The organism is Leptotrichia sp. SK-5 (assembly GCF_055387215.1).
Window position 1 is genome coordinate 193,148 of the sequence record NZ_AP028931.1, and the last position, 18,983, is coordinate 212,130.

Consider the following 18,983-nt stretch of genomic DNA (forward strand, 5'->3'; position numbering starts at 1 on the left):
TTTTGTAAAAATTAAATAGAATTTTAAATAAAAAAATAGAGTATACGTTCTCTTGAAACAACGTAAATAAATAATAAAGGAGAAATTTGTAATAATTAATGAATGTAATTATTATAAAGTAAAAAATAAAAATGATGGAATCTTTTAAAAATTTTATAAAGGTAACTTTGATAGGAGCTCCACTTTTAAACAAAATGATTGGAATATTTCTTATATCAATGCTGCCTATAATTGAGCTTCGTGGTGCAATACCGATTGGAGCGGCTATTGGATTGCCCTGGTACTTAAATATGATTGTTTCGATTGTTGGAAATATGCTTCCTGTACCATTTATTCTGCTGTTTTCAGTAAAAGCCTTTGAATTTATGAAAAAACATAATATTATGGTAAAATTTATTGAAAAAATAGAAAATCGTGCGAAAAAACGGAGTGAAGGGCTTGCAACAGGAGAATTTATTGGTTTAATGCTGTTTGTAGCAATTCCGTTTCCAGGGACAGGTGCTTGGACAGGCGCATTAATTGCGGCGTTGCTTCAATTTAATAGAAAAAGATCATTTTTTTACATTGGATTAGGAGTCGTAATAGCTGCAGCAATAATGACTTTAGCGTCTTACGGTGTAATAAGTCTTTTTGCACCGAAACATTAAAAAAAATTAAAACGGCTGTTGAAAAATAAATGTTTTTGTGATAGAATTACTTAAGAGTTAAAAATAGTTAAGGGAATGTTTTGGTTTCGACAGGATAAAAAGATTATTATTGGCAAGTAAGCGGGAGCTTTAAAATCCAACTTAAAAATAATCGGAAACGATAATTACGCATTAGCTGCCTAAGATAGCGGCTCATCTCTTTTGGGAACGCCATTTTTCCATTAGATGATGTCATTTTTAATGGCTTACTCAAATGTATGATTATGTCATTTGGGGAAATCTTATAATCTCGCCTTTAGACTTTTGTCTGTTTAATATCTAACGGTTAAAGCGTTAAATAGACTAAACTTGTAGAAGATAGTAAGAACTTTTTATTTTGGACACGGGTTCGATTCCCGTCATTTCCACCAAAACAGAACATAAAAATATAATTATTAAATAGCTGAGAACGGGTTGAACAACTCGTTTTTTCTTTTTTTAAAAATACTTTATTGAAAAAAACAAAATATTAATATATAATGGATTTATAAAAAGATTTGGAATTGAAAGGAGAGTGTAATTTTAGGTCAAAGTGTTATTTTGAGAATAAAAATTACAATTTATAAATAAAATGAGAAATTATGATGTAATTGTAGTTGGTGCTGGACACGCGGGAATTGAAGCGGCATTGGCATCAGCTAGATTAGGGTTGAATACAGCAATTTTTACAATAACATTAGATAATATAGGTGTTATGTCTTGTAACCCATCAGTTGGAGGGCCTGCAAAAAGCCATCTGGCTAAGGAAGTTGACGCATTAGGTGGAGAAATTGGACGAAATATGGATAAAAGTTTTGTACAAATGAGAATTCTGAATACAAAAAAAGGACCAGCAGTTCGTTCGTTAAGGGCTCAGGCAGATAGAAAAATTTACGCAAGGGAAATGAAAAAAACAATAGAAAATCAGCAAAATTTAGATACTGTTCAAGATATTGTCACAGAATTAATTGTAGAAGAAGTTGGAATTTTTGAAGGTAATTCTAAAAGAATTGAAAAAGTTATAAAAGGGATAAGAACTAAGACAGGAATGGAGTTTTTTGCAAAAGCGGTTGTACTTGCAACAGGAACATTCTTAAGAGGGCTTTTATACATTGGAGATAAAAGGGTGAAAGGTGGAAGAATGGGAGAGTTATCGGCAGATGAGCTTACAGATTCCTTAAAATCTTTAGGATTTAAAATGGACAGATTCAAGACAGGGACACCTCCTAGACTTGATATTAGAACATTAAATCTGGAAAAGTTGGAAGAACAGCCGGGAATAACAGGTATTCCATTAAAATTTTCAATGAGAACTCCAAATAGTGAAGTTTTAGAAAAACCTCAATTATCCTGCTATTTAACACGGACAAATGAAACAACGCATAAAATAATACTTGATAATTTGGACAAAGCGCCAATGTATAATGGAAGTATAAGCAGCACAGGGCCAAGATATTGCCCGTCGATTGAAGATAAAGTTGTAAAATTTAATGATAAAGACAGCCATCATCTGTTTTTGGAGCCAGAAGGATTTGACACAGCAGAAGTCTACATAAGTGGACTTTCCACAAGTTATCCCGCTAGTCTACAACAAAAGATAGTAAATACAATTGATGGGCTCGAAAATGCACATATAATGCGATACGGGTATGCTGTGGAATATGATATTGTAGACCCTAGCGAACTTGACTACACTCTTGAAACGCGTAAAGTAAAAGGACTTTATTTAGCTGGGCAGCTAAATGGTACAAGTGGTTATGAAGAGGCAGCCGCACAGGGAATTATTGCAGGAATTAATGCAGCTTTAAAGATTAAAGGAGAAGAGCCGTTTATTTTGGATAGGGAGAGTTCATATATTGGGACAATGATAGACGATTTAATAAATAAGGAATTGTTTGAGCCATATAGAATGTTTACAGCAAGATCTGAGTTTCGCCTTGTTTTACGTGAAGACAACGCTGATATAAGACTTTCTGAAAAGGCTTATAAAATTGGACTTCTTGATAAAAAATATTATGATATTGTACAGGAAAAGAAAAAAAATGTTAAGAAAACAATAGAAAACCTTGAGAATATAAAACTTGGAAGCAGTAACCAAAGGCTTATGAAAATTCTTGATAAATACAATGAAAGTCTAAAAAGTGGAACGACTTTAAAGGAAATTTTACGCCGTCCAAAAGTTACATATCAGGATATAAAATATATTGCTGAAATCATTGAAAATGTACCAAATCTAAATTTTGACGCTGAAACTGAATATCAAATTGAAGTTCAGACAAAATATGAAGGCTACATCGCCAAAGCTATCCAAATTATGGAAAAACAGCAAAAATTGGATGATAAAAAAATTCCTAAAAATTTTGACTATGACAGTATGAAGGGAATTACAAGAGAAGCAAAACAAAGATTAAAAGAAAATAGACCATATAATGTAGGACAGGCATCCAGAATGTCTGGAGTAACGCCAGCAGATATTTCTGTGCTGCTAATGTATTTAGATGGAGTTTTAAAATAAATCTGGCTATTTTAAAATCAAACTAAAGAAAGCTTTTATATATTAATGGGATGTAAGGAGAAAAAGTGGAAAATATAAACGAAGAAGCCAATTTAAGAGAATATTTCTTAAACTTGCTTTCAAAATCAGAAATTAAAGTACCAGATAAAAAAATTACACAAATGCTGAAATTTTTGGAACTTTTATATAATAAAAATCAAATTATGAATTTAACAGCAATTCGTGAGAAAAAAGGAATGCTGGAAAAACATTTTATAGATTCCTTGCTTTTAACAAAAGTTATAAATGATGACGAAAAATCTTTTATAGATGTGGGAACAGGTGCTGGATTTCCTGGGCTTGTACTTGCCATTTATTATCCAGAGAAAAAGTTTTTGTTAGTAGATTCAGTAAGAAAAAAAATAGAATTCATAAATGAAGTAATAAAAGAATTAAATTTACAGAATATAACCACAAGTTTTGAACGTGCAGAAGAATTAATAAAAGATAGAAGAGAAAATTTTGATGTTGCTCTTTGTCGAGGAGTAGCCAATTTAAGAATAATACTGGAGTATATGATTCCATTCATAAAAGTAAATGGACGATTTTTACCACAAAAATTAAACCTAAACGAAATAGAAGAATCGAAAAATGCTCTAAAGATTTTAAATGCAAAAATAAACAAAACTTTTGAATTTAATCTTCCAGAAAGCAAAGATACAAGAATAATATTGGAGATTATAAAACTTCAAAAAACAAATATAAAATATCCTAGAAAAGTAGGAATACCAGTAAAGAAACCTTTATAACTACAAAAAATGCAAATTTTTTGAAAAAAAGTAGTTGACAAATAAATTCAGTTATGATAATATATATCCTGTCGATACGAAATCGTGTCGCAGGACAATTGAGATAGGAATAGAAGAAGCAATAATGTGTAAAAGATAAATAACAGTCAAGAGCTCTTGTTGTAAAACAAGATTCTCGTCAAGATAAAGGTGAAACTTAAATATATGTAAAATATATTGAATGAAGAGTTTGATCCTGGCTCAGGATGAACGCTGACAGAATGCTTAACACATGCAAGTCTTTGGCAAATCTGTGCTTGCACAGGCTAGCCAAGGCGGACGGGTGAGTAACGCGTAAAGAACTTGCCCTGCAGACAGGGATAACAGACGGAAACGACTGATAACACCTGATACAGTTGCCGGCACGCATGTGCCTGGCAATGAAAAGAGATGCTGCGGGAGAGCTTTGCGTCCTATTAGCTTGTTGGTGAGGTGACGGCTCACCAAGGCGATGATAGGTAGCCGGCCTGAGAGGGTGAACGGCCACAAGGGGACTGAGATACGGCCCTTACTCCTACGGGAGGCAGCAGTGGGGAATATTGGACAATGGGGGCAACCCTGATCCAGCAATTCTGTGTGCACGAAGAAGGTTTTCGGATTGTAAAGTGCTTTCAGCAGGGAAGAAGAAAGTGACGGTACCTGCAGAAGAAGCGACGGCTAAATACGTGCCAGCAGCCGCGGTAATACGTATGTCGCAAGCGTTATCCGGAATTATTGGGCATAAAGGGCATCTAGGCGGCCAGACAAGTCTGGGGTGAAAACTTGCGGCTCAACCGCAAGCCTGCCCTGGAAACTGTTTGGCTAGAGTGCTGGAGAGGTGGACGGAACTGCACGAGTAGAGGTGAAATTCGTAGATATGTGCAGGAATGCCGATGATGAAGATAGTTCACTGGACGGCAACTGACGCTGAAGTGCGAAAGCTGGGGGAGCGAACAGGATTAGATACCCTGGTAGTCCCAGCCGTAAACGATGATTACTGGGTGTGGGCATGAAGAGTGTCCGTGCCGAAGCAAATGCGATAAGTAATCCGCCTGGGGAGTACGGCCGCAAGGCTGAAACTCAAAGGAATTGACGGGGACCCGCACAAGCGGTGGAGCATGTGGTTTAATTCGACGCAACGCGAGGAACCTTACCAGATCTTGACATCCTACGGATGCCTGTGAGAACAGGCAGTGCCTTCGGGAACGTAGAGACAGGTGGTGCATGGCTGTCGACAGCTCGTGTCGTGAGATGTTGGGTTAAGTCCCGCAACGAGCGCAACCCCTATCGTTAGTTGCCATCATTAAGTTGGGGACTCTGGCGAGACTGCCTGCGAAGAGCAGGAGGAAGGTGGGGATGACGTCAAGTCATCATGCCCCTTATGATCTGGGCTACACACGTGCTACAATGGCCGGTACAGAGAGCTGCAAGGCGGCAACGCCAAGCGAATCTTTAAAGCCGGTCCAAGTTCGGATTGAAGTCTGCAACTCGACTTCATGAAGCTGGAATCGCTAGTAATCGCAGATCAGCAATGCTGCGGTGAATACGTTCTCGGGTCTTGTACACACCGCCCGTCACACCACGAGAGTTGTCTGCACCTGAAGCTGCCGGTCTAACCGCAAGGAGGAAGGCATCTAAGGTGTGGACAGTGATTGGGGTGAAGTCGTAACAAGGTATCCGTACCGGAAGGTGCGGATGGATCACCTCCTTTCTAAGGAGTTAATTCATTACACTGCTTCTTCGTATATCTTTATAGTCTTTAGGACAATGGGAAATGAATAGTAGGTAAAAGATTACAATGAAACTGGAGTAAAAGTTATTCTGGATAAAAAGCTAACAAGGGCACACGGAGGATGCCTAGGCAACAACAGCCGATGAAGGACGTGATAAGCTGCGATAAGCCGGGAGAAGATGCACATAATCGTTAATCCCCGGATTTCCGAATGGGAAAACCTGCATGCCTGGAGGGCATGCGTGAAAACGGTAAGCCCGTGAACTGAAACATCTAAGTAACGGGAGGAAAAGAAAGTAAAAACGATTCCCTAAGTAGCGGCGAGCGAACGGGGAAAAGCCTAAACCGTGCCAGTGCCAAGCGGACAGCATTGCTGGCACGGGGTTGTGGGACTTCCATCAACGGATTGTCATAATGTTTAAGCTGTATGTATGTAAGTAGAATCAGCTGGGAAGCTGAACCAAAGAAGGTGATAGTCCTGTAGAACATAAAATACATATAGTGACTGGAAGCACCCGAGTAGCGTCAGGCACGAGGAATCTGGCGTGAATCAGCGTGGACCATATCACGCAAGGCTAAATACTGCTGTTGACCGATAGTGAAGAGTACCGTGAGGGAAAGGTGAAAAGAACCCTGAGCAAGGGAGTGAAATAGAATTTGAAACCGTGTGCTTACAAACGGTAGGAGCACTTTATGTGTGACTGCGTGGATTTTGGTTAATCATCCTGCGAGTTATGATTAGTGGCAAGGTTAATAAAGCGGAGCCGAAGGGAAACCGAGTCTTAACAGGGCGTCAAGTCGCTAGTCATAGACGCGAAACCTAGTGATCTAGGCCTGTCCAGGCTGAAGCTGAGGTAAGACTCAGTGGAGGGCCGAACTCACCGCCGTTGAAAAGTTGGGAGATGAGGCAGGTCTAGGGGTGAAAAGCCAATCGAACTAGGAGATAGCTCGTTCTCTCCGAAATGCATTTAGGTGCAGCCTTGACGTTAAGATATGTGGGGGTAGAGCTCTGTATGGTCTAGGGGGCGTACTGCTTACCGAAATCAAGCAAACTTCGAATACCATATATTAATAGTCAGGAGTGAGTCCGCGGATGACAAGGTCCGCGGACGAGAGGGGAACAGCCCAGACCGCCAGCTAAGGTCCCTAATTATGTCTAAGTGGGAAAGGAGGTGGATATTCACAGACAACCAGGAGGTTGGCTTAGAAGCAGCCATGCCTTAAAAGAGTGCGTAATAGCTCACTGGTCGAGAGTATCTGCGCCGAAGATGTAACGGGGCTAAGACATAAACCGAAGCTGCGGAGGCGTGCCTGCACGCCTGGTAGGAGAGCGTTCTGTAGGCCGTTGAAGGAATGCCGCAAGGCCATTCTGGAGGTATCAGAAGTGAGAATGCAGGAATGAGTAGCGAGAAGGCGGGCGAGAATCCCGCCGGCCGGAAGTCCAAGGTTTCCAGGGGAAGGTTTGTCCGCCCTGGGGAAGTCGGGACCTAAGCATAAGCAAAATTGTGATGGCGAATGGAAAACAGGTTAATATTCCTGTACCACTATTATCGCTTGAGAGACGGAGTGACGCAGGAAGGTATGTGAGAAGACTGACGGAATAGTCTTTCTAAGGGCGTAGCATGGACACGCAGGAAAATCCGCGTGTCTAAATGTGAGACCTGACGGGGAAGTGCATTGGCATAAGTCACAGATCCTACACTGCCGGGAAAAACTTCTATCGATGAGAAGTAGTGCCCGTACTGTAAACCGACACAGGTGGACAGAGTGAGAAACTTAAGGCCGACAGGATAACTCTAGCTAAGGAACTCTGCAAAATAGCCCCGTAACTTCGGGAGAAGGGGTGCCTGATATACCTGAGAGGAGAAACGCCTCAAGGGGAAACAGGTCGCAGTGAAGAGTCCCAAGCAACTGTTTACCAAAAACACAGGTCTATGCTAAGCTGAAAGGCGACGTATATGGGCTGACACCTGCCCAGTGCCGGAAGGTTAAGAGGAGGAGTGAGAGCTCCGAATTGAAGCCCCGGTGAACGGCGGCCGTAACTATAACGGTCCTAAGGTAGCGAAATTCCTTGTCGGGTAAGTTCCGACCTGCACGAATGGTGAAATGATTTGGGAGCTGTCTTGGCTGGAGACCTGGTGAAGTTGTAATGCCGGTGAAGATACCGGCTACCTGCAGTAGGACGGAAAGACCCCGTGGAGCTTTACTGTAGTTTGGCATTGGGTTTTGGCTGTGTGTGTATAGGATAGTTGGGAGACTGTGAAGCTGAGGCGTCAGTTTCAGCCGAGTCGCCGTTGGAATACCAACCATATGCCGTTGAAATTCTAATCCGGTAACGGAGACAGTGCTAGATGGGCAGTTTGACTGGGGCGGTCGCCTCCCAAAGAGTAACGGAGGCGTTCAAAGGTTCCCTCAGGCTGGATGGAAATCAGCCTAAGAGTGCAAACGCATAAGGGAGCTTGACTGCAAGACTGACGGGTCGAGCAGGCACGAAAGTGGGAGTTAGTGATCCGGCGGTTCCGTATGGAAGGACCGTCGCTCAACGGATAAAAGCTACCCCGGGGATAACAGGCTGATACTTCCCAAGAGTCCATATCGACGGAAGTGTTTGGCACCTCGATGTCGGCTCGTCTCATCCTGGGGCTGGAGAAGGTCCCAAGGGTTGGGCTGTTCGCCCATTAAAGAGGCACGCGAGCTGGGTTCAGAACGTCGTGAGACAGTTCGGTCCCTATCCACTGCAGGCGCCTGAATACTGAAAAGATCTGACCTTAGTACGAGAGGACCGGGTTGGACAGACCTCTGATGTACCAGTTGTCACGCCAGTGGCATGGCTGGGTAGTCACGTCTGGAACGGATAATCGCTGAAAGCATCTAAGCGAGAAGCCGACTTTGAGATGAGTATTTGCAGTATCCATGGAGAACACATGGTTGATAGGCCAGGGGTGTAAGTGCAGCAATGCATTCAGCTGACTGGTACTAATATTACATCTGCTTTTTAATTAATCTTTTACTACTACTATTTATTTCTCATTGTCTTAACTTGACAATTTAGTTTTTAAAGTTTGGTGATGTTAGCAGCAGGGATACACCCGGTTACATTTCGAACCCGGCAGTTAAGTCTGTTTACGCCTACGATACTTGGATTCGTCCCGGGAAAATAGGTAGTTGCCAAACTTTTTTCTTTTGTGTGTCTCCGTAGCTCAGCCGGTTAGAGCATCTGACTGTTAATCAGAGGGTCGTTGGTTCGAGTCCAACCGGGGACGCCATTTTTTTTGTTAAAAATATTCAAAAAGTAGATAAATTTTAAAATAAAAAGAAATAGAGGATGTGCATATATTAATAAATGGTTTTGTAAAGATGAAGATAATATAGCATTATGAAAAATATAGATGACTTGGACAGGATACTTTCTGAAAAAAGTATTTTGTCTTTTTTTGTTTATAGGGTGATAACTTTTGTTATAAAAATGGATAAATAGTATTTGTTTTCTTTATTTTGTACTTTATTTTTGATATACTGTAATAAATATATTGGAAGATGTTTGAAATTACGGGAGAAATAGTATGGATAGGATTATGGATATTTATGAAATGATGAGAAATGTTAGAAGGATTTCTTTTAAGGCAGAGAGTTTGGAAGGGTCTTCGACAGGTTGGAATTATGTTGGTAAAGGGAATGTTGTGATTAGAGAAGAAGGAGATAGGTTGTATTTTATTGAAGAAATTATTCTGGATAATGATATTCGGTATAGTGATAGAAAATTATGGGAGTTTAAGGAAAATTATATTGGATTTTATAGGTTTAGAAATGGTGATTATGAGAAGATATTTGAGTTTTTATTTTGTGATGGGGAATTTATGATGAAGAAAGAATATTTGTGCAGTCCTGATTTATATTATGGAGAAATGAAAATTTTGGATAATAGAATTTGTTTGCTTATAAAAGTAAAGGGGGAAAAGAAGAATGAAGTTTTAGAATACACGTACTTAACATAGAAATTTAGTCAATTCAGGACTTTTGAAAAGTGTTGAAGTAGAGTGTGTTTAGTGTAGGCTTGTTTGATAACTATATGTATTTAGAATTTAATAAAATAAATATTCTGAAGCAGGGGTGTTGCCCTTTGTGGAAATGAAAAAACTTAGGTTAGAGAATACATCTAGTATACTTGATACTAAACGTTGTTTAAATAATGAATTTATTAAACCTGTTCGATAACTATGTTGAATTTGAAAATGTAATGAGATAAATATTACTCTGAAGGGAGCGAGACATCTTATTAGAGATAAAAAATATAAAGTTGCCTAACGAGTCTATTAAAAATATTTTTAGCAAGAAATTAAAATGCAGTTTTTGCTTGTTAAATTGATTATAGAGTTAAAATCTAGAATTTATATTAAGGAATATCTGAAAATTTTCAAAATGATGAATTTTTAACAAATTTTCTAAAATCAAAATTGTGCTTTGTACAATTTATAAAACAAAAAAAATTAAAAATAACATAGATTTTGAGTTTTTAAACACAGCCTATTTTTAAATATTAGACTTGTTTGGAAATTATATGGATTTATTCAATTCACTTGAAATTGAAGGAAAAAAATTTAAAATATTGAAATAAAGTAACTTAATTCTAAAAAAATTACTAAAAAAATAACCGCTGTCTTTTACAACAACGATTATTTAAAAATTTTAACTATTTTCTTTCAAATTATATTTTTTTACATAGTCTTCCATCATTTGTACTGCTATTGGCCTATTAAACCTTCTCGCAAATTCAATTACTGTTAGTCCCCATTTATCTTTTAATAAAAGAGGAAGTCCTGGTTGAGAAAATATCAGTTGGTATAACGGTAACATTTCTATTTCAGGAGTGCCGATATTAAATAATCCTTTGAATGAAACCGTTTTCTCTTTCTTATAAATTGTTGTTATATCTGCCCCTTTTTCCAATAATGTTTTACACAATATTGTCATTTTTATTATATCTTGTCGTCCATGATAAAATAATGGAAAGAACAAACTCATCCCGTCTTCTCTTACTATCTTAACATCTGCCCCTTTATTTATTAAAAAATTAGTAATTTCATAACGTGCAGTACTATCATTATTTGCTAATGCATCAAATAAGATACTATCTCCCGATGCATCTCCAATTTTTTCATCTCCTTTTTTGAATATTTCTATAACATCTTTTAATGTTCCAAATCTTACTGCTGCCCATATTGTTTTATATTTTGACATTTTTATCTCCTTTTTTAATTTTAATGCTTCATTTTTGTTTTTAAAAATATTTAAAATTTAAAGTTGTTTTTATTTTTGTTCTAGTATTCTTAATAATTGCCTTTCAGGACTTCTACTAGCACACATCTATTGTTTATATTCTTTTCAGGATATTTGTCTATATTTTTTAATATATTTTTCTTTTCTTTTTCTGGTACTGAAATATATTTTATTTTTGCTTCCTTATCAATTCCAAATGCTATTCCAAATAACTTTCTTTTTGTATAGAACCATTTTTTTCCAACTATTTCATAAGCATAGTCTTTCGCTTCTCTTAATGAAGCAAAAAATTCATCTTGATTAGCAATTTCTCGCATTTTTCCATTTTTGTCATCTATATAAAATTTTATTTGCCTTTCTTTAAAAATCTTATAATTTTTTTCATAGTATTCTTTTCTGTTTGCCATATAGCGATTATTTGGACAATTCGATACATTTATTCTTGCTTTATTTAAATGATTTTTATAAAATAGACCAATAGCAATTATAAAAGTAAATAACAATAATAATTTAAAAAACTTATTCATAGTTGATCTCCTTTCTTTACTTTATTCGTATTTTCAAATTATATTTTCTATATTATTTATATAATCTAGTTTAGATTTTAATACAGGAAAATTTTTAGTAAAATTACTCTTTTTTAGAAGTTCTTTTTATAAAAGAATTTAGATAGCGGTTATTTTTTTTTCTGCTATAAATCATTATTCGAGAATAATTTCTTTTTTTCTTTATGTTAGAAAATCTGTCTATCTTGTTTAATATTATGTAGCGTTTAATTAATTTTAGAATGTTAAATAACTCTGTGAGTATTGGGAGCAGGAGTATTATAAAAATTAGCAAGTATGATTTTGAAAAATAGGATACGAGAACGTTTATTATGTCGTAGCCTTTTTTTAGATTTTTGTCAAAAAACAGACTAAAGATAAAATCTCTTATTAGTAGCGTTTGAATCAAGGCTATTGGAAACATTAGCAGTTTTATTGTTCTGAGGATTGAAAAAACAGATTTTTTTATTGTTAGAGTATTTTTTTCATTTAGCATTAATTTGGATACTATTTTTTCTTTTTCTTCAAATGGAAAATTGTAGTATTCGTATTCTATCAAAATAAAAATTATTAAAAATGTAAACAAAAAATTATTTATAATTTTTTTGATATTTAAGCTAGTTCCCATCACACCAAAATCACTAATTTTTTTACTTTCATCCCGTAATTCAAAATTATTGTTTAATATTAAAGTTTCACCAGTTTCCAGCTTAATTATTTTTCCATATACTTCTCCTTCAATAATTTTTTTATTTTTTAGTTTTATTTTTACGGTATCCCAGTTGAAATAAATTATCTTTCCTTTTAGCCATATTGTTTCATTTTTTTCATTTATAAAAGATAAATTTACATTGTTATTGTCGTCAATTACCGTATCTGTGATATTTATATTTCCCTTTTGAGAGTTTTCGTAAGTAAGAATTTTTAAATTTTTATCTACTTTCCATTTTGTTTTTCCATCTTTGTTTACAATTTCGAGAGTGCTGTTTTTTAACTCGTCTATTGAATTTATTTCTGCGTTTTTTATTAGAATGGATTTTTTATTTAATATTTCAAGTTCGTTTTTGTAAGAATTAAGGAAGTAGCCTACTCCAAAGAAAATTACAGCCATTAGAAAAATTTTTTTAATACTATAGTCGTAAAAATAGGCAGTAAAAATTTTCTTTTTAATAATAAAAGTTATAAGCATTGACAAAAACGACAGTATTATTATAATAACAGCTGAAGCATATATAAAGTAATTGTAGCCTTTTAGATTTAACGCAAGATTTAAAAATGAAATATAAAATAGGACTATTAGCAGAAACCTTAAAACATATCTATTTACATTTATAATTTGTATTTTGCCATTTTTTATATTTTGAATTTTTTCCAATTGCTTATTTATTTTAGTTTTATTTGTATTTTTTAATTTTAGCTGATTATTTAGCAAGGTTGATTTTTTATTTAGTTCATTTAATAATTTTGGTTCATTTTCCAGTTCTTTTTTTCTTTTTTGTATAAAAAATTTTTTGAAAAATTCGATAATTTCTATTTTACTTTTAAATAGTTCTTTCATAAGTTACCTCTCCTGCTATTAAATTTTGTTTTGTTATTATAGCATTATTGTATTATATTTTCTATATATTCATTATAGAGAAAATTTTTAAAATAAAAGAATTGTAATGAAAACGTAAACGAAAGAGAATTATCAAAAAAATTAGGTAAAATGATAAAAGTATAAGATGAGAGAAGGAAATATTATAAAAAAGTTGATTGGAATTTTAGTTTTGATTTTACTTGGAATGAGAGTGATCAGATGTGAACTTTTTGATTATAAAAGATTTGATTTTTTATAAAAATGGAATATAATAACAGTAATAACACTTTAAGTATTATTTAGGTTTTAGAAATTGTAAAATTTTATCAGTGGATTTTATGAGGGTGGAAGTACATATTGAAGGAAAATAGAAATATGAAATAAATGGAGGAATATTGTATGGCAAAATTGAAATTTCCAGATAATTTTTGGTGGGGATCGGCTACTTCTGGACCACAGAGTGAGGGAAGATTTAATAAAAAGAACAGAAATATATTTGATTACTGGTTTGATACAGATAAGAAGGCATTTTTTGATGGTGTAGGACCAAATGTGGCTTCAAATTTTTATAATAGCTTTAGGGAAGATATAAAGTTGTATAAGGAAATAGGGCTTAATTCACTAAGAACATCGATTCAATGGACACGGCTAATAAAGGATTTTGAAACTGGGGAAGTTGATGAGGATGGAGTGAGATTTTATACAGAGGTTATAGAGGAATTTGAGAAAAATGGTATTACTCTTGTGATGAACTTGTTCCATTTTGATATGCCAATAGAATTGCAGGAAAAATATGGTGGCTGGGAATCAAAGCATGTGGTTGAATTGTTTGTAAAATATGCCAGAAAATCATTTGAACTGTTTGGGGATAAGGTGAAATACTGGACAACATTTAATGAGCCAATAGTGCCTGTGGAAGCACAGTACATGTATCAGTTCCATTATCCGCTTATTGTGGATGGGAAAAAGGCTATGCAGGTTTTATATAATACAGCACTCGCTTCAGCAAAGGCAATTGAGGAATTTAGAAAAACAGAGCCGCTGAAAAAAGATGGGGAAATAGGAATAATTTTGAATTTAACCCCATCATATCCAAGGAGTGAAAATGAAGAGGATGTAAAGGCTGCGAAAATATCAGATGTGTTTTTTAATAATTCATTTTTAGATCCTGCGATTTATGGCAAATTTCCTGAATTACTGATAGAAATACTGGAAAAGGACGGAGTCTTGTGGGAAAGTACAGAAGAGGAACTAAAAGTTATTGCAGAAAATACAGTTGACTTTCTAGGAGTGAATTATTATCAGCCAAGAAGAATAAAGGCTCGAAAAACGGAATTTGATATTTCTAAAAATGGCTGGCTGCCTGATAAATATTTTGAAAATTATGACATGCCAGGGAAAAGAATGAATATTTACAGAGGATGGGAAATTTATCCGCAGGCGATTTATGATATTGCTAAAAATATTCAGGATAACTATAAAAATATAAAATGGTTTATTTCAGAAAATGGAATGGGAGTTGAAGGAGAAGAAAAATTTAAGAATGAACAGGGGATAATTGAAGATTACTACAGAATAGATTTTTTTAGGGAACATCTGACACATCTTCATAGAGCAATAGAAGGAGGCTCAAACTGTTTTGGCTATCACACTTGGACACCGATAGACTGCTGGTCTTGGACAAATGCCTACAAGAATAGATACGGATTTATCTCGGTAGATTTGCCAACACAAATAAAAACGATAAAAAAATCAGGATACTGGATAAAGAAAGTTTCTGAAACTAACGAAATTGATGGTTGGGATATTAAAAAAAATTAATAAATATTTAGATACTTATGGTAAAATTACTTTAAAAATATACTTAAAAATTGAGGTTATTTTGCTGAAATTTTAGGTTTATATAATTTTTCCAGCTTGACTCTAAGCGGATTTGTACATAAGATAAATTCTTTTAGAAAAATTTGAAAAAAAAATAAAAATGTTGTGAGATAATACATATGTGACAAGAATATACAAAAAAAGAAAGGTTTCTGATATTAATGTAAATCTACCAAACCACATTAAGGAGAAACCTTTCATATGAGTAGTATATCAGAAATATACCGTGTTCGTCAACGGGCAATTGAGTATGCAATAAAACATAATAATAATTCAAAGGCAGCAGTGAAGTATAAGACATCACGTCAGCAGATAAAACGTTGGAGAGACAGATACGACGGCACAGTCCAATCTCTTCTACCAAAAAGCAGAAGACCTAAAAGCCACCCAAACCAGCACACGCAAGAAGAAATAGAACTGGTTATGAAAAAATACAGGAAATTTGGCTATGAAGGGCTGGCAGAAGTTTATGTCAAAGCAAGAAATGAAGGCTACGGCCGTACATACGATTCAATGTGCAAGATAATAAGGAAAATGAAGGGTAATGCCAAAGAAAAGCTTAAAAAGCTACATAAAAGAAAAAAGAAGGTTGAACAGGCTAAGTACCCTGGGGAAAGAGTACAGATAGACATAAAATATGTTCCGGAAGAATGCATACAGTTTGGTACACGTGACCAGAAGTATTATCAAATAACGGCATTAGATGAATATACAAGAAAAAGAGTGTTAAGAATAGCAGATGAAAAAAGTACCTATCAGACTGCAAAGTTTCTAGAGAACTTGGAAAAGGAGCTGGGATTTGACATAAAGAAAGTTCAGACAGACAACGGGAAAGAGTTCACAAATTCTGAAAGTGATAAGAAAACACTGTTTGAGCTGAAACTGGAGGAGAAGGGGATAGAGTACGTGACAACCCGTCCATATTCGCCATGGGAGAATGGAAAAGTGGAAAGAAGCCACAGGCTTGACAGCAAGTACTATGGGGACAAGAAATTTAAAAGCAAGGAAGAACTGTTAAGGGCAATAAGGAAATACAATACAAGATACAACAACATATCAAGAAAAGTACTAGGCTTTAAGAGTCCAAATGAAGTATTAAAAGAGTACAAGGAAAATCAGTAGGTTAAAGATATATTAGGAAAGAAATATTTTTTTTAATATATTTTTGTAACAAATGTTTGACATCTATACAAGAAAAATTTGAAAAAAAAATAAAAATATATTGAAAAAATGCTCTTCAAATGATATAATTTTATAATACGAATAATTGTGAAAAAAGTATTAAATTAGATAGGAATCTGGAGAAATTTTATGAATAAAGCTGAAGTGTTTCAAAGTTTCTTTAATAAAGTAGAAATATCAGATTTAGAGATAAATAATATTTCGATTAACTCGAAAGAACTTGGTAAAAATGATATTTTTGTTGCTATCAGAGGTGGGAACAATTTTGTTAATGAAGCGTTGGAAAAAGGTGCTTTTGCTGTTTATGACAGTAAAACTTTAAAAATAGATGAAAAATATGCCGATCGTGCATTTTTTGTAAATGATAGTGTTGAATTTTTACAAAATTTTGCTAGGGAATGGCGAAAAAATTTAGATATAAAAGTAATTGGAATTACGGGAAGTAATGGAAAAACCACTGTAAAGGATATGATTTACCATTTACTTTCACAAAAATATAAAGGAAAAAAGACTGAAGGGAATTACAATAATCATATTGGATTGCCCTTCACTTTGTTGCGTGCTGAAGAAGATGACAAATTTATTATTTTGGAAATGGGAATGAGCGGCTTTGGAGAAATTGATCTTCTTGGGCAGATTGCATTGCCTGATATTAATGTAATTACCAACATTGGGGAATCACATCTGGAATTTTTGAAAACAAAGGAAAATGTATTTTTGGCGAAAACGGAAATTATCCCATATATTAAAAATACACTTGTAATCAATGGAGATGATGATTATTTAAAAAATGTAAAAGCTGAAAATATTGAAGTTGTAAAGGCTTTGAATCTAGGAAATAATGAGTTTAGAGAGAAGACGTCTGATTTTTATTATGGGGACGTTCATTTTAACGAAAATGGAACTGATTTTTTTCTGAAATATTTTGGAAAAATTTGTCAAAGCACAGTTGAGAGAAATTATAAGACGAATGTTCTGGGAGAACATAATGTATTAAACTTAGTTATGGCAATTGCTGTGGCTAAACAATTCGGAATGGAAGATAAAATAATCAGTGAAGCTGTGAAAAATATTGGCTTGACTGGAATGCGGTTTCAAATAATTGAAAACGGGAATACAACATATATCAATGATGCCTATAATGCAAGTCCAATGTCTATGGAGAAATCACTTGAAACATTTTCCCAAATATATAACGACAGGTTAAAAGTTGTGGTTCTAGGGGATATGCTGGAACTGGGAGAAAATGAACTTGAACTTCATAGCAACCTTTTTAATACAATAAAAACTACAAAATTTGACAAACTTTATTTATTTGGAGAAAGGATGAAAAGCCTATTTGAAAAAATAAAGGAAAATGTGGACAATGGGAATTTAGAAAATGAAAATTTGAAAAACAGGGAATTTGGACATTTTGACCAAAAGGAAGAAATAAAAGAAAAAATAAGACAGATTTCGGAAGAAAAGGCAGTGCTGCTAAAAGCATCACGTGGAATGAGATTAGAAGAAATTATAGAAAAATAGATATTAAAAAATGAGAAAGGAGAAGAGTTTTTTTATTGTTGCATAATTTATTTGAGTATGGATTATTGAGTAAAAAAATTCTATAATAAAGAATGTTATATTTACTGCAAGAGTTATTTATAAATAACTGGAGAGTTTTACGTATTTTTAAATCAATAATGTTGAGAGCGTCTGTGGCGTTTATGATTGCATTTTTATTTATGTTAATTTGTGGGAAACCTTTCATTGCTTGGCTTAAAAAGAAAAAATACGGAGATACAGCAAGAGAGGAAGGGCCTAAGTCACATTTTGACAAGTCGGGAACGCCTACAATGGGAGGACTTTTAATAATTGGCGCAATTTTATTTGCAACTGCTATCGCTGGTAATTTTACGAATAAATTTATTGTATTTTTGTTTATAATTACAATTTTATTTACAACAATTGGATTTTATGATGATTATTTAAAATTGACAAAGCACAAGAAAGGGCTTTCTGGAAAGAAAAAAATACTGGGACAATTGATAATTACAGCATTAACATTTGGATTTGTATATAAATTTGGACTTGTAAGCAAAACAATTGATTTTTCAATAATAAATCCATTAATTAAAAATTCATATTTATACATAACTCCAATTCTGTTCTTTATTTTTGTGGCATTTGTAATAATCGGCTCGTCAAATGCGGTAAATTTGACAGATGGACTGGATGGACTTGTGAGCGGACCTACAATTGTGGTAAGTATCACGCTTTTAATTATTACTTATTTAACTGGAAACGTAAAATATGCAAAATATCTAAATCTTTATTACGTTCCACAGGCAGCTGAAATGATAGTTTACTTAGCGTCAGTAATTGGAGCTTTAATTGGATTTTTGTGGTACAATTTTTATCCAGCACAAATGTTTATGGGAGATACAGGTTCTTTAACATTAGGTGGAATTTTAGGAATTATTGTTATTTTTATAAAGCAAGAGCTGTTATTACCAATTGCTGGATTTATATTTATTATAGAAGCTTTGTCAGTTATGATTCAAGTCTGGCATTTTAAAACTTTCGGAAAAAGAGTATTCAAAATGGCACCAATTCACCATCACTTTGAACTACTGGGATTACCTGAAACAAAAGTTACAATAAGATTCTGGATTGTTTCAATAATGACATGTCTATTAACATTTGTAATTTTGAAATTAAGATAAATAAAGCGGGGGATTTTCCCCTGCAAACTAATTAAATTATGTTTTTATTTATTGTTTCATAAAAAATGAAATTGTAAATAAGAATATAATAAATTT

General features: G+C 34.3%; 11 protein-coding genes, 1 tRNA gene, 3 rRNA genes and 1 other RNA gene. 13 read left to right on the forward strand and 3 right to left on the reverse strand.

The window, feature by feature from the left end; genetic code table 11:
- Positions 1 to 131: 131 nt before the first annotated feature.
- From ACZ5B9_RS00955 to ACZ5B9_RS00995, 9 genes are all read left to right on the forward strand, one after another.
- Positions 132 to 647, forward strand: coding sequence for a COG2426 family protein (locus ACZ5B9_RS00955; protein WP_071124248.1), 516 nt, complete (start codon positions 132 to 134; stop codon positions 645 to 647).
- A 71-nt stretch (positions 648 to 718) separates the two neighbouring features.
- Positions 719 to 1,057: a transfer-messenger RNA gene (ssrA, locus tag ACZ5B9_RS00960) on the forward strand.
- A 200-nt stretch (positions 1,058 to 1,257) separates the two neighbouring features.
- Positions 1,258 to 3,180, forward strand: coding sequence for a tRNA uridine-5-carboxymethylaminomethyl(34) synthesis enzyme MnmG (mnmG, locus tag ACZ5B9_RS00965; protein WP_464422999.1), 1,923 nt, complete (start codon positions 1,258 to 1,260; stop codon positions 3,178 to 3,180).
- A 65-nt stretch (positions 3,181 to 3,245) separates the two neighbouring features.
- The gene (gene rsmG / locus ACZ5B9_RS00970) at positions 3,246 to 3,968 is read left to right on the forward strand and encodes a 16S rRNA (guanine(527)-N(7))-methyltransferase RsmG (protein WP_464423000.1); all 723 of its coding nucleotides are present in this window, start codon (positions 3,246 to 3,248) and stop codon (positions 3,966 to 3,968) included.
- A 217-nt stretch (positions 3,969 to 4,185) separates the two neighbouring features.
- Positions 4,186 to 5,697 (forward strand): 16S ribosomal RNA (locus tag ACZ5B9_RS00975).
- A gap of 115 nt (positions 5,698 to 5,812) precedes the next feature.
- Positions 5,813 to 8,718: ribosomal RNA gene (locus ACZ5B9_RS00980) — 23S ribosomal RNA — on the forward strand.
- 61 nt (positions 8,719 to 8,779) lie between these two features.
- Positions 8,780 to 8,892: ribosomal RNA gene (gene rrf / locus ACZ5B9_RS00985) — 5S ribosomal RNA — on the forward strand.
- The 16S, 23S and 5S rRNA genes sit together here with 1 tRNA gene alongside, the layout of an rRNA operon.
- A gap of 15 nt (positions 8,893 to 8,907) precedes the next feature.
- A tRNA-Asn gene (locus tag ACZ5B9_RS00990) sits at positions 8,908 to 8,984 on the forward strand.
- Positions 8,985 to 9,281: 297 nt separating this feature from the next.
- Entirely contained in the window at positions 9,282 to 9,713 is a 432-nt protein-coding gene (locus tag ACZ5B9_RS00995) for a DUF6314 family protein (RefSeq protein ID WP_464423001.1), read from the forward strand.
- A gap of 691 nt (positions 9,714 to 10,404) precedes the next feature.
- On the opposite strand, the gene ACZ5B9_RS01000 is transcribed toward ACZ5B9_RS00995, so the two are convergent.
- The 3 genes from ACZ5B9_RS01000 to ACZ5B9_RS01010 form a co-directional block, all read right to left on the reverse strand.
- Positions 10,405 to 10,956, reverse strand: a complete 552-nt coding sequence (locus ACZ5B9_RS01000) for an ankyrin repeat domain-containing protein (RefSeq protein WP_464423002.1) — start codon at positions 10,954 to 10,956, stop codon at positions 10,405 to 10,407.
- An 89-nt stretch (positions 10,957 to 11,045) separates the two neighbouring features.
- Positions 11,046 to 11,522, reverse strand: a complete 477-nt coding sequence (locus ACZ5B9_RS01005) for a phage head-tail adapter protein (RefSeq protein ID WP_464423003.1) — start codon at positions 11,520 to 11,522, stop codon at positions 11,046 to 11,048.
- A gap of 103 nt (positions 11,523 to 11,625) precedes the next feature.
- On the reverse strand, positions 11,626 to 13,098 hold the full coding sequence (locus ACZ5B9_RS01010; protein ID WP_464423004.1) for a hypothetical protein: 1,473 nt from the start codon (positions 13,096 to 13,098) through the stop codon (positions 11,626 to 11,628).
- Between the two features lie 420 nt (positions 13,099 to 13,518).
- Between ACZ5B9_RS01010 and ACZ5B9_RS01015 the strand changes: the two genes are divergently transcribed.
- The 4 genes from ACZ5B9_RS01015 to mraY all read left to right on the forward strand — a co-directional run bounded on the left by ACZ5B9_RS01015 (position 13,519) and on the right by mraY (position 18,887).
- A complete protein-coding gene (locus ACZ5B9_RS01015; RefSeq protein WP_464423005.1) occupies positions 13,519 to 14,940 on the forward strand; it encodes a glycoside hydrolase family 1 protein in 1,422 nt (473 codons plus the stop codon).
- Between the two features lie 261 nt (positions 14,941 to 15,201).
- Positions 15,202 to 16,122, forward strand: a complete 921-nt coding sequence (locus ACZ5B9_RS01020; RefSeq protein WP_464422627.1) for a DDE-type integrase/transposase/recombinase — start codon at positions 15,202 to 15,204, stop codon at positions 16,120 to 16,122.
- A gap of 189 nt (positions 16,123 to 16,311) precedes the next feature.
- Entirely contained in the window at positions 16,312 to 17,706 is a 1,395-nt protein-coding gene (locus tag ACZ5B9_RS01025; RefSeq protein ID WP_464423006.1) for a UDP-N-acetylmuramoyl-tripeptide--D-alanyl-D-alanine ligase, read from the forward strand.
- Positions 17,707 to 17,798: 92 nt separating this feature from the next.
- Complete coding sequence (gene mraY / locus ACZ5B9_RS01030) at positions 17,799 to 18,887, forward strand: phospho-N-acetylmuramoyl-pentapeptide-transferase (protein WP_464423007.1); 1,089 nt, start codon at positions 17,799 to 17,801, stop codon at positions 18,885 to 18,887.
- Positions 18,888 to 18,983 lie beyond the last annotated feature (96 nt).

Coding starts and splice junctions, on each gene's coding strand:
- ACZ5B9_RS01000 (WP_464423002.1), bottom strand. CDS start 10,956: ATGTCAAAATATAAAACAATATGGGCAGCAGTAAGATTTGGAACATTA.
- mnmG (WP_464422999.1), top strand. CDS start 1,258: ATGAGAAATTATGATGTAATTGTAGTTGGTGCTGGACACGCGGGAATT.
- ACZ5B9_RS01025 (WP_464423006.1), top strand. CDS start 16,312: ATGAATAAAGCTGAAGTGTTTCAAAGTTTCTTTAATAAAGTAGAAATA.
- mraY (WP_464423007.1), top strand. CDS start 17,799: ATGTTATATTTACTGCAAGAGTTATTTATAAATAACTGGAGAGTTTTA.
- ACZ5B9_RS01015 (WP_464423005.1), top strand. CDS start 13,519: ATGGCAAAATTGAAATTTCCAGATAATTTTTGGTGGGGATCGGCTACT.
- ACZ5B9_RS01005 (WP_464423003.1), bottom strand. CDS start 11,522: ATGAATAAGTTTTTTAAATTATTATTGTTATTTACTTTTATAATTGCT.
- ACZ5B9_RS00955 (WP_071124248.1), top strand. CDS start 132: ATGATGGAATCTTTTAAAAATTTTATAAAGGTAACTTTGATAGGAGCT.
- ACZ5B9_RS01010 (WP_464423004.1), bottom strand. CDS start 13,098: ATGAAAGAACTATTTAAAAGTAAAATAGAAATTATCGAATTTTTCAAA.
- ACZ5B9_RS01020 (WP_464422627.1), top strand. CDS start 15,202: ATGAGTAGTATATCAGAAATATACCGTGTTCGTCAACGGGCAATTGAG.
- ACZ5B9_RS00995 (WP_464423001.1), top strand. CDS start 9,282: ATGGATAGGATTATGGATATTTATGAAATGATGAGAAATGTTAGAAGG.